The sequence below is a fragment of the Photobacterium sanguinicancri genome, assembly GCF_002265265.1.
Classification (GTDB): domain Bacteria; phylum Pseudomonadota; class Gammaproteobacteria; order Enterobacterales; family Vibrionaceae; genus Photobacterium; species Photobacterium sanguinicancri.
On sequence record NZ_NOIF01000164.1, the window covers coordinates 1 to 11,723 of the forward strand.

Consider the following 11,723-nt stretch of genomic DNA (forward strand, 5'->3'; position numbering starts at 1 on the left):
AGATTTTATTAGTAGCTTCATTAGTTACGATGATTGGTTGTGCAGATTCTCACAATGTCAGTGTTGCTGAATCAAGTAATGCAACAAAAATACAATCAAGTGATTCAGTGTATATTGCTCTGTCAAAAGACGGAGAATACGGGAAACAACATTATACTGGTTCCGGAATGATGTTAAGTCAGACAATTAATAGCAGTTTTATGAAAAGACTGAATAATGTTGAAGTCGCAGGTAAAGTTCAGAAGTATGCAGATGCTTTACATTCAGCAAAAGAGGGTGACTATGATTACTTAATTTATCCTACCATCTTGCATTGGGAAGATCGTGCGACAGAATGGTCAGCAAAACCTGATAAAGTGACCGTGAAAATTTCTGTTGTTAATGTTAACGGTGGAATTGAAATTAAATCCGCTGTTGTTAATGGTAAGAGTGGGATCATGACATTAGGTGGTGATCATCCTCAAGACTTATTACCAGAGCCTGTAGAAACCTTTACTGCTCAATTGTTTGAGTAAGTGTAAGTAGTTTTAAATGTATATCAAAGCCATCAATACTACTACCAACGCTCGGCATTCTAGGTCTGAATTGGCTTTGGGGTTTTTGGTGGTTTTATCAATATTATCGTAATACGTTGTGGCGTATTACGACAACACAAAAAGCACTAAGCTAACGTTTTTACTCTATGATTTTTGTATTCAATACAGAGCTTGCTATTGTAGATACAGTGTCATGGCAGCAAAAGAGGCGCTTATCAAACATCTTAAATGTGTGGATTTAACACAGTCAAAACAATGGTTACAGCCAGAGCAGAGGCAAGCGTTGGCAGAGATCATCATTGCGAGCTTCTCTAATGTTGATCCTGAAGCCTATTTGTTTAAGTACTTTGATAGTAGCGAACCTTATCAGAGGAAATTGCGGCTGTACTTCGATCAGGAACGGATTGTCGGCTACTGTTTACTGACTTTTACCAATATTTCCCACAAGGTTGTCATCAAGGCATCCGCTGCATTTTTGCCTGATTATCGAAAGGGCAGCAATACTTTTATTTTTTCACTTCAGGAAAGTTTCAAAAGTTGGCTGAGTAAACCTTGGCGTAAGCACTATTATGCAGACACTATGCTTAGCCCGGCCATGTACCGTGCTATCGCGAAGAATACAGGGGTCATTTGGCCGCATTTTTCACATTGTGCGCCAGAAGCGTTATTTGACCATTTTAACCCAAACGGTGATCCTAGCGCAGAGAATGCACTTCGGTGTTTGGTCTCGGTCGATAGGGTGAGTAATTACAACCAAGCAGAATTGGACATGTTACTGACCAGTGATAAACCAGAAATTCAGTATTATTGTAAGTTGAACCCGCACTTTAATAGCGGTGTTGCACTCTTTGTTATTATTCCTGTAAATCTGAAGCAATTCCTGCTGACGATATTAAATCGCTTTGCTCGGTGATGAGTGTGAAATTGGTTGGGATTGATCTTGCGTAGCAAAGGGAGAGTGGCATCAGTTGAATCGGTGATTAATACCAGCACTTAAGCTATCTTCTTGAATATTATCCTGACTGGCTTTCATTTCGAATGAGTGATTGTCGTTAATCACAATCTGGAAATGGTCATTAATGTTGTAACCTAATGACGCGCCTAGCATTAGCTCTAGAACTTATTTTCTCATTATAATTCTCCTCTATGGATGAACAATGCCATAACATTTAAAACGCTGTTTGTTTGGGGTGTTATAATTTAGAGTGTTATATTAGGCAAATAAGATTGTGTTTATGGTAGAAGCACATTAAAGCTAGATAAGCTACCGTGATGTTTCATACATGCAGTGGCGAGGAAGGAGAGTAAAAGTGAATGATGAAGTAATACCACCTGATAATGAATATGTAGGTTTTTGGGCTCGAGTTGGTGCGTCTTTAATTGATTGTTTAATTATGGTGCTGATAATAATCCCATTAATGTACATTGTTTATGGCGAGAGTTATTTATATTCTGAAGATGTGCTACTTGGAGGGATGGATGCTGTACTTAATTACGTTTTCCCTTTATGTGCAACAATCGCCTTTTGGACATATAAATCAGCAACACCAGGTAAAATGGTGATAAAGGCAACGGTTGTTGATGCTAAAACCGGTAAGCCTTTAACAGTAAAACAATCTTTGCTCCGTTACTTTGGTTATATTGTTTCGACTATACCCTTAGGGCTTGGATTGTTTTGGGTAGGTTGGGACAAAAAGAAACAAGGTTGGCACGATAAAATAGCCGGTTCAGTTGTTATCCGCCTTCGAAGTCAAGGCTCTGATAAAGTCACCTTTAGCCATTAATCGTTTAAAGCGGGTTTGCAGTCCTCTGCATTATTATACCACTTCAAATCAGCCATTTAAGTGGGAGGGAAACCTGAATTTACCCTTTAAATGTCAGACATAATCAAACTAGGAGGTGAAATCAGGTGTAAAATCTGGCTTCAGAATACACTGGTGTTTCAATAGGTTTTTGTGAGCAATGAACAGTGTTAACAAGCAAAGAACCTACTGCGTCACTTTGATTAACGTGCTAACAAGAAGAAAAACATGATCAAACGCCCTCTTATTACTCCGCGAAATACACTCCCGCTTAATGTCGACATCTATCCACCCAAGTTTACGAATAACACTAATGTTTATTTCTATGATTGCCACCAAGCCCAACCAGCTTGGTTACAGCAGTTATTCACTGTTTGGGGGATTGTACGTGATGTGGCTTTTGATGATGATATGAAAGAAATCGTCTATCAGCTTTATTTACCAAAAGAGCGACGTTCTATCTATGTGCATGAAAAAGAGCTAGTGGCTGACTGCCGTGACAATCAAAGCACATGCCCATGGGGGGAAATAGAGTCGACAGTACAAGACGGGATCATGGTGAAAGTCGCTGACAAGTTAGCGCCAGATGTTTTATTAGATGATGTTGTAAAAGTATTAGAGTTAGATGCCATTCGTTACATGCGACATAAACGTCGAATACACGTGTTGCTCAGAACACCTAAATCCGTTGTACGCGTCAGTTACGACCGTCAGCCAGAATACCGAGTCTTTGCAAAACGCGCGAGTTTATCTGATGCTCAGCAAGCCCTAATGATGTAATCGGATCCTGTTAGGGGTATACACCGAGTCAGAACGGAAACTTTACTATCAAATTCAAATAATAAGAACTACTCTGACATTGAATATCTACCTCTGGTGCTACATATTATACAAGTATAATAGTGCATGTTGAGAGTGTGCTTAATATGGAGAGAGCGCTGGTTTGAGTTTAATGGAGGCGGAATGAAAATAAAAATCTTGATAATACTCCTTGTGAGCCACTTATCTGTGGGGGCCATTGGCTTTGCGCTAGGGATATATGCATTGCCCATTCTTATTGCTCCGACGTCACCAACAGCCACTGAAGTATCCACAATGTCTTCACAAGCTCAATATTCTGCAGAGTTTCGAAAAGATCTAAAAGACAGTGATTCATTTCACTGGGGGCAAGGCCAGGTTTCCGTTGGGCCTGAATTTATCACCCTTATGGGGAAACTGGCACCAGGCCCTGACTATAAGCTTTATCTATCGCCGGAGTTTGTTGAAACAGAAGCCGATTTTAATCGCATTAAAGCGAACATGATCCAAGTCGGTGATGTCAAAACCTTTAAAAACTTTGTCGTGCAAGTACCACAAAGCGTTGACCCTTCTCGCTATAACGCCGTGATCATTTGGTGTGAAACTTTTGGCGAGTTTATTACTGCCGCTAAGTATCAATAATAACCACAGCTAGCTGACGCTTTGGTATAGAAGATTACCCTTATGGAGATATTATGAAATTTGTAACAACAGAAAACATTATTGGCGAAGAGATTGAAGCAGCACTTGGTGTTGTGACAGGCAATGTTGTGCAATCTAAGCATGTTGGCCGCGATATTATGGCAAACTTAAAAGGTATTGTCGGTGGTGAACTAAAGGGATACACCGAGATGCTGGCGGAAGCACGCAGTATTGCGATTGAACGCTTGCTTGAAGATGCACAAAGCCAAGGTGCAGATGCCGTAGTTGGTGTCAGGTTTACAACCAGCGCCATAACCCAAGGTGCATCAGAAATTATGGCTTATGGTACAGCTGTAAAATTAAAAAGATAAATAAGAAGAAGCTTGATGTTTGCTAAATAAGTGTTATTTAAAGCATTCATATCAATACTAAATCCCTTTAAAACACTTGGTTTTACTCTCTTGTACTGGTCAATGTCGTGGTTAACTAAAATTGACGATTAATATAAAATCTATACGTAGATAAGCCGTTTACATACTTAAAGTCTAAGTAAGGTTTGGAATAAGTGAATAGAAAGCTATCGGATTTGAATCAGATAAAATTGCTGATTGATTTAGCACACACACAAAACATGAGCAGAACAGCTCGACGCTTAGGTAAAACCACGAGTGCGGTTTCAAAAAGTTTACAGAAAGTTCGAGAAGAGCTTGGCGATGAGCTATTTGTGCGACAATCATCAGGGTTAAAACTTACACCTTATGCCGTAGGTTTGATTACAAAATTAAAGCGGATACAAAAAGAGATTGATCGAGTGTTTGAGGGAGAGTGTTTCGACCCTCGTACCTTTAGTGGAAAAATCTCCATTGCTTCTAACTCTGCTTTGTTGAAACTATACCAGCCTAAATTATTCCAAGCATTGAAAAGCCAAGCGCCTTTAGCTGACATTGAGATTGTGCTTTGGCAAGAGAGTAGTTATCAATCTATAGCCGATAGTGAGATTCACCTCGGACTTCATTTTGAAAATCTCTCTTGCTCGCAATCAGTCACACAGCGAGTTGTAGGGCATCATCACGTATCTTTAGTTGTTAGCAAGCAACATCAAGCTTCGAATTTACAGCAAGCACTGTCATCGCCTTTAGCCATATTAAAAGTAAATGGTTGGAACTCCGATTCGGTTAACTTTACTCAGTACCTTAGTCGGCAGGGTATCGACTTTAATATCGGTTATCAAACAGAGGACCTCTCTAGCCTTTTAGACTGTATAGCATCGAGTGATTTGGTTGCGCCACTTCCTAGTTTTTTAGTGAGGGATGGCCTCAGAAGTATCACATTAGATGCTTCTGACAGTGCGCTATCTGCCGTAGCTTGTATTCCTACAACACATAGAAATGATGCCTTTTATTTGTGGTTGGTCTCTGTAGTGAAATCGATTGTTTAAGTCGGTAGAGACAAGGCTAAGGATTTTTTATGAGCGAGTATAGTTAGTTATAGCGACGAACCACAAAGAACCAACGGACTATAGCTATAGGGATAGAAATAGCGTAAATCGTCAGGAGTTCTACACTAGAAAAACCATGTGTTGTTTCACCTATAAAATCACCAGCGCCTAAGAATGTCGGTAATATTTCGTATATAACCCATGGCTGACGACCAACTTCTGAAACAATCCAACCAGAAAGATAACTAATAATAGCAATTGGATAAACAGCAAGAGTCAGTGTGATGACGCTACTTGAAATCGTCTTATTATAAAGCGAGCGATAAGCCATATAGCCATATAAACAAAGCAAAATGATCCCACCTCCTACCATTGCTCTAAATGCCCAAAACAACAGAGGTACATTGTTTACAGTATCTTGCGCTGCTGCTTTAACATCTTCACTTGTTGCATTTGCCATGTTGTTCGTATGTTTCAAAACTAACTGTGCATACGCTTTGTCATCATTGCTGGCATTAGCATCGAGACCCCGCAAAATACGTTCTTCTGCTTGATCGCGTAGATCTTTTATTCCCAGTACTGGTTTGTCTTCTGTTCCATTGAGCATCCAACCCAAAACATTGGGAATAGCTAGTTCAAAGTCATTGGACTCTCTTTCCATATTAGGTAGAGCCGCGAGTACGAGGTGAGCGCCTGATTGCTGGGTTTCCCATAATGCTTCAATCTGAGCGAGCTTCATGGGCTGGGTTTGATGAACTTCACGCCCGTGAATATCACCGCTAATAACTGAAGATAAAGTAAGAATAAAACCGACAATACTCGATACTTTTAGCCATTTCGTCGCAAACTCAGCTTTATTCTTGACGATGTAAAATGCCGATAAGGTGGCTAATACACTTGCACCTACAAGTAATGCACCACTGAAAAAGTGATAAATCCGTTGAGTACCCATAGGGTTTGTTAGGTACTCAAAAGCAGAAATTAATGTAACGGAAAGTTCAGAATTGACCTCACTGCCAACGGGATGTTGCATCCAACCATTCAAAATGATGGCTGGCGCTTCACCGATAGTACAGGCGAAAGGAACGATCCATAAAATGACGGTCATAACCTTGTCACTAAACCAGCGCCACCCCCACAATGCTAAAGCAGAAGAGCTAATTGTGATTAAAGCACATAAGCCAAGCATAGTTTTTGACTGTTCACCAAGCATTGCATGCGAAACTTGTTCAAATACCGCCCAGTCTTCTCCAATGGGAGGTGTGGCTATGCCTGTAATCATTAATAGGAAAAAGACAGGAGACATTAATGAAACCAATAATCGAACACCTTTTTGGTAATCCAGATCCCCCTGTTTCAAATATAGCGTTTGTAAAATTGCAGCCATGAACATTACACCAATAAAGGTGGGTACAAATAATTGATGAACGGACATGCTTAATGCAAATTCGAGTCTTGCTGTGTCGACGAGTTCTATACTCATTGATTAATACCTTGAGAAAAGCTTTTCGTCATTTTACTCAAAGGGTATTTCCAATAGGTTAAAGCAGGTTTTCCTGCAAGTTGATTTTGCTTTGCTAAGTTCATTCTAATAAGCAGCGGCATTAAAGTATGTGGCATGTCGATAAGTTACTTTTTTGGCACTCTAATGGCGTATTGGTGGACAAGTAAGGTATTGATAATAATGATGTTAGTATTTTTTGCCTATATGTAATCAAGGGGTATAGGCAACTGAATATCGATCCTATTTTTGATTTAAAGGGCTTAACTGGAGAGGTAAAAATGCTTAAACAAGCTTTTTTAGTAAGTGCGATGACAATATCTTGTTCTGCTATGGCGACAGAAACACCAAATATCGTGTATTTACTGGTGGATAATTGGGGGTGGGGTGATTTAAGTGCGCAAGGAAGTACAATACAGACTCCCAACATTGATGATTTTGCTCAACAAGGGCTTCGATTAACCAATTTCAATGTTCAAAACCAATGTACCCCAACTCGTTCAGCACTCCATACTGGTCGTTTACCGATTAGAACGGGTAACCAAAAAGTACCAGCTCCAGGAGAGCCTGATGGGCTAGCACAGTGGGAGTATACTCTCCCAGAACTTCTCTCTGATGCGGGGTACAGTACCGCGTTATTTGGTAAGTGGCACGTGGGTGCAGGTATTGAAAAACTACCTAATTATCAAGGTTATGACTACTTTTGGGGAACCAATGAAGGGACTAATGCAGCCTCTTATACTTCAACACCGCAGTGGGATCCTGAAGTCGCTGAAACCCCCTATATTTGGGAAGGCGTAAAAGGTAAACCAGCAAAAAAGGTTAAGCTTTTTGATATTCCAGCGAAAATAACATTAGATAGAGAGATCACCGAACGAACCATTGCCTATATTCAAGAGAAAGCAAAGTCGGACAAACCTTTTTTTGCCTATGTTGGTTTCACACACTTTCATCCACCGTTTACCGTGCATGATGAGTTTAAGAATAAGTCTAAAGCAGGTATTTATGCTGACACCCAAATGGAAGTGGACTACAACATTGGCTTAATTCTAGAGACTATCAAAAAAGCAGGTATTGAAAAGAACACATTGGTGATTCTGAGTGGCGATAACGGTGCAGGCAGTTTCCCGCAAGGCTCAGCTCTGGCCGCTGGTGAAATTGGTGGTGGTGGTTCAAACGGACCATGGCGTGGTGGTTTAAGCACGGCCTATGAAGGTGGACTCCGAACTCCTGCGATGATTCGCCTTCCCGGTAAAATAGAAGCCGGGCGCGTATCTGATGAGATCGTTGGTGATATTGATATGTATACAACGATTGCCAGTTTTGCAGGAGCCAAGAAGCTAGTACCAAGCGATCGACCAATAGACGGTGTTGACCAGAAGGACTTCTTCCTAGGTAAGCCACAGTCTAACCGCGATCACTTTATTGTCTTTGTTGGCGATGATTTATTTGCAGTGAAATGGCGAAATTTTAAAATGCATTTTATGGCAGCTGAATCGACACACTCTAGAATTGACAAATACACTTTCCCACAAGTATTCGATATCAAAAATGATCCAAAGGAAGCCTATGAGTTGTTAGGTAACGAAGGTTACTCACACACGTGGATATTTGATCCTATCATGAAAAAAATTGGAGACCTTAAAGGCAGCATGCATCAATACCGAAATATACAGCCAGGTGAAGAATTTAAGGGCTATGAATAGCGAGTGAAATTTATGCTGATGTGTATCAAGAGCTCTATGCTGTTCAAGAACTATTGATGGCGTGCTGAAGGGCTTTTAAATCAAGCAGAATTGAAGGTTGTCGGTAGATAAATAGATCTAGCCGAGAGGCTTTATAGCTTGGCCCTTGAGCGTACCCGTACTTTGATGGTTCGTATATTAATCGTTATCACTTTAAAAGGGGGAGCCTAAGTTAGGCTCCCCAATTTTTTATTGAACGATCATAGTGTGTGTCGAGGAAGAAGACTTCCCTTTATCATCAGTTACTGTCAGTTGGAAGGTTAACTTAGCATTCACATTTGGTGTTAGTGCATAAGCATAACGGCTAGTTGGGTAAGCTATTTGTACTGTTGGACCTGAAACTTGGCGCCACTGGTATTGGCTGATCGAACCATCAGGATCAGTTGATTTAGTTCCATCAAGCGCAGCCCATTGAGAGAAAGAGGCGATTTGCTTCTCAGGAACGATAGCAATAGGCGCTTTATTATTATCCGGATTTTCAGACTTAACCACGATAGTTTGAATGGCCGAATCTGTGTTGCCATTCTCATCAGTAATGGTGAGTTTAAATTTCAACGTTGTGCTGTAATCTGGCGTAACTGCGTAGGCATAATTTTTGTCTGCGTAATCAATGCGTACTTTAGGCCCTTCAATCTGTGTCCATTGAAAATGTACTTTGGTGCCTTCAGTGAAAGTTGATTGAGTACCATCTAATACCACCCATTGGCGGGCGGGTGATTCTTGGCTAGCAGACACTTTTGCTGTAAGGCTAGTATTACTACCAACAGATATCTCACTTTCATATGCAGGTGCATTATGCTCTGTGACGGTTAAAGTCATTGATTCAGTCGGGGTGATATCAAAGTGTGCGACACCGTTTTCATCTGTCGTGACAACATGCGATTGTTCTGACTTGCCCTGTCCTGATTTGGCAACAAGCGCAACACGCGCATCTTTCAATCGAGCACCATTGCTTTGAACAACCACATCAAAGGCAGATTGAGTGCCACTCGCGATGTTTTCTGGGTAGGTTACCGTTAATGCTTGTGGGCGTTGAGTGCGTAACTCTAGTTCAGGATCACCAAACCAGCTAAAGAAACGGGCAGTGGAAAGCGCGGTACCTTGGGTGCCGTAATGGCTGAATAAACGGTGTTTAGCACGGTTTACTGCCATTGCTGGACGCCAAGACACAGGGTAGATATTACTCGACCAGTTACCGTCGTAATCGTCCCAGAAGCTATCCATGATTGCGGCATGCATTAGGTCGTTGTAACCGGAGTAACTCACTCGCACAGCACCAGTAAAGCCAACTGCACCACCATTAGGGTTACGCATCCAAGATTCTGCAAAAGAATCTTTGCCGTCGAACCAACCCGTTGCACAGTTTAAACTGAAAACAACAGGTGACATGTTACCGTTAGCGAGTGCGTTGACATCGGTTGCCGTATAGTGAGGATCAGCCCAGCCAGAACCGTCACCGTAACCATGATCTCGGTGCATGACTAAGCTAACACCTTGGTTGATCGCGTCTGAGATTTGCACATGGTTGCCGTTGCCTTGGTCTTTCCAAGCTTGGGGTACAGGGCTTGGTGGTGTTACACGAGCACTACCGTAATCCCAACCACCGTATTTTAGTTCTTTGGATAAATCGGCATCCCACTGAAGTGCCGTGTGGATTTGAAAGCCTTTATTGAATAAATCACCAGGACCGCCAAAGAAGTCATAGTCAGGGCCTAAGAAGTCAGCGACGCGATGGAGATCTTCCATAAACATGCGGTCAGCTTTTCTATTGCCATCGTTATCTTGGTATTGTCCAGCAAGTAATACATTGTTGTAGCGTTCTGAATCAACAGGTGTTTTTTCGTAATTTAAAGTACGAGTAACCATGCTGGTGATCTGCGCTTCGGTATCACCTGGAAGGCGACCTAGTACTAAGTCTGGGTACTTATCAGTGCCATCGACTAAGGTGTATTCGAAATCGGTATGCCACTTGTGGTTCTTACCGTGATAGCCGTGACCTGTGATTTCCCATGCAGGAATATCTTCATGATCACCAACCAGTAGTACGTACGAGGTCATGGTCCCGTTGCTGTAAGAGTCTGTAATATATTTCTTGATGTCTTCTTGTGTATTACCTGTTTCTGTCACAGTGGCAACATGGACCTTGTAGCCTTTTTGGCGCTTCCAAGCCGCTAATGGTGCAATGGCATCTTTGAATCGATCTGCGGTGATGATCAAGTAATCTGCATTTTGTGCAGGTGTTAGCGCAGCATTGTTTTGAACATTAGGTTGAGCTTGTTCAGCTTTAGAACGGATATCAATAACAGAATCTGTTGGTGCATCAAAGCCTAATTGATCTGTGCGTTTTGAGTGCGCCCCTTTGTTTTTAGGCAAAGTGTAGTCAACGTGAAAGCGCACTTTTTTGGCGAAACGGACTGTTTTTTCAGTCGCACTAAAATCCATTGGACGATACGAAATAACCGCGTAACTTTTTCCACGAACACGCACTGTTTCAACGACAGCAACGGGTGGCATCTTGGCATCTGTCACTAAGCTATAAGCGTCTTCATCTTTTACGAATGGCATATTTTGGTCTGGGCGAGAGCCATCCATTTCAACCACATCAGGGAAGGGAAGTTGAACAGGATCAACTAAGGTGTCTTTGAACGTTTCAGACCATTCGACCTCATCAATAACAATATTCAGTTGTGCGCCATCTGGAATGCGAATTAGCTGTTGGTAGCCCGTTAGGTTTGGCTTTCCTGGTTCAACCGGGCCGCCGCCATCTGGCAATATAATACGGTCATAAATATTACCATCGGCCATCTTTACTTTAGCCATCGTGAGGGTGGTTAATTTCGCCTCAAATATAGCTTTACTGTTATTAATACTTAACAGAGAAAAATAAGGATTAGCTTTTTGGTCTTCTGCAGCAGAAGCAATATCAGCTGCCAAATCAAAATTGATAATACGCTCATTAAAAATAGAGGCGTCAACATGCTCGACAGCAAATGTGGATTGTGAAAATAGTGCGAGCGTTAAAAGTAATCTCGTTTTATTGAGTTTCATTGTTGTCTCCGGTATGTGTTGTGTTGTTTGATTTTGGAGTTTTTATATTTTATAAAATGACCGGTCTGATATTTCAGCCAGTTATTATGGTATTGAGTGTTTTCTTATTATTTAATTTATACAGTTGTGTCTGAATTATCCCTGAAGATGGGGCTTTGTCGTAAGTTATTGTTTATGTTGTGTTTGGCGTCTTTGTTTTACGTCATTTTTATG

Annotated in this window: 10 protein-coding genes; 8 read left to right on the forward strand and 2 right to left on the reverse strand. The window is 41.3% G+C overall.

The features are described from left to right. Positions 1 to 2: 2 nt before the first annotated feature. The 7 genes from ASV53_RS19100 (at position 3) to ASV53_RS19130 (ending at position 5,216) form a co-directional block, all read left to right on the forward strand. Entirely contained in the window at positions 3 to 515 is a 513-nt protein-coding gene (locus tag ASV53_RS19100) for a DUF4823 domain-containing protein (RefSeq protein ID WP_239928857.1), read from the forward strand. Between the two features lie 214 nt (positions 516 to 729). Further along, positions 730 to 1,449 carry a hypothetical protein gene (locus ASV53_RS19105; RefSeq protein WP_094958256.1) on the forward strand — a complete coding sequence of 240 codons (720 nt, stop codon included), beginning with the start codon at positions 730 to 732 and terminating at the stop codon, positions 1,447 to 1,449. A 397-nt stretch (positions 1,450 to 1,846) separates the two neighbouring features. Further along, positions 1,847 to 2,320 (forward strand): RDD family protein, encoded by a 474-nt coding sequence (locus tag ASV53_RS19110; protein ID WP_239928858.1) that lies wholly within the window; start codon positions 1,847 to 1,849, stop codon positions 2,318 to 2,320. Between the two features lie 246 nt (positions 2,321 to 2,566). Next, a complete protein-coding gene (locus tag ASV53_RS19115; RefSeq protein WP_094958258.1) occupies positions 2,567 to 3,118 on the forward strand; it encodes a hypothetical protein in 552 nt (183 codons plus the stop codon). A gap of 183 nt (positions 3,119 to 3,301) precedes the next feature. Next, positions 3,302 to 3,778, forward strand: coding sequence for a DM13 domain-containing protein (locus ASV53_RS19120; protein ID WP_094958259.1), 477 nt, complete (start codon positions 3,302 to 3,304; stop codon positions 3,776 to 3,778). A 53-nt stretch (positions 3,779 to 3,831) separates the two neighbouring features. Next, positions 3,832 to 4,149: a heavy metal-binding domain-containing protein gene (locus ASV53_RS19125; RefSeq protein WP_094958260.1), complete on the forward strand. Its 318-nt coding sequence runs from the start codon at positions 3,832 to 3,834 to the stop codon at positions 4,147 to 4,149. Positions 4,150 to 4,343: 194 nt separating this feature from the next. Next, a complete protein-coding gene (locus tag ASV53_RS19130; protein ID WP_094958261.1) occupies positions 4,344 to 5,216 on the forward strand; it encodes a LysR family transcriptional regulator in 873 nt (290 codons plus the stop codon). Positions 5,217 to 5,259: 43 nt separating this feature from the next. Here ASV53_RS19130 and ASV53_RS19135 read toward each other — a convergent pair whose 3' ends face one another. Continuing rightward, a complete protein-coding gene (locus tag ASV53_RS19135) occupies positions 5,260 to 6,699 on the reverse strand; it encodes a cytochrome ubiquinol oxidase subunit I (RefSeq protein ID WP_094958262.1) in 1,440 nt (479 codons plus the stop codon). A gap of 299 nt (positions 6,700 to 6,998) precedes the next feature. Between ASV53_RS19135 and ASV53_RS19140 the strand changes: the two genes are divergently transcribed. Beyond that, on the forward strand, positions 6,999 to 8,423 hold the full coding sequence (locus ASV53_RS19140) for an arylsulfatase (RefSeq protein ID WP_094958263.1): 1,425 nt from the start codon (positions 6,999 to 7,001) through the stop codon (positions 8,421 to 8,423). A 228-nt stretch (positions 8,424 to 8,651) separates the two neighbouring features. Here the strand turns inward: ASV53_RS19140 and ASV53_RS19145 are convergent, their stop codons facing one another. Continuing rightward, positions 8,652 to 11,510 carry a C25 family cysteine peptidase gene (locus ASV53_RS19145; RefSeq protein ID WP_094958264.1) on the reverse strand — a complete coding sequence of 953 codons (2,859 nt, stop codon included), beginning with the start codon at positions 11,508 to 11,510 and terminating at the stop codon, positions 8,652 to 8,654. Positions 11,511 to 11,723 lie beyond the last annotated feature (213 nt).

Coding starts and splice junctions, on each gene's coding strand:
- ASV53_RS19125 (WP_094958260.1), top strand. CDS start 3,832: ATGAAATTTGTAACAACAGAAAACATTATTGGCGAAGAGATTGAAGCA.
- ASV53_RS19115 (WP_094958258.1), top strand. CDS start 2,567: ATGATCAAACGCCCTCTTATTACTCCGCGAAATACACTCCCGCTTAAT.
- ASV53_RS19145 (WP_094958264.1), bottom strand. CDS start 11,510: ATGAAACTCAATAAAACGAGATTACTTTTAACGCTCGCACTATTTTCA.
- ASV53_RS19135 (WP_094958262.1), bottom strand. CDS start 6,699: ATGAGTATAGAACTCGTCGACACAGCAAGACTCGAATTTGCATTAAGC.
- ASV53_RS19140 (WP_094958263.1), top strand. CDS start 6,999: ATGCTTAAACAAGCTTTTTTAGTAAGTGCGATGACAATATCTTGTTCT.
- ASV53_RS19105 (WP_094958256.1), top strand. CDS start 730: ATGGCAGCAAAAGAGGCGCTTATCAAACATCTTAAATGTGTGGATTTA.
- ASV53_RS19120 (WP_094958259.1), top strand. CDS start 3,302: ATGAAAATAAAAATCTTGATAATACTCCTTGTGAGCCACTTATCTGTG.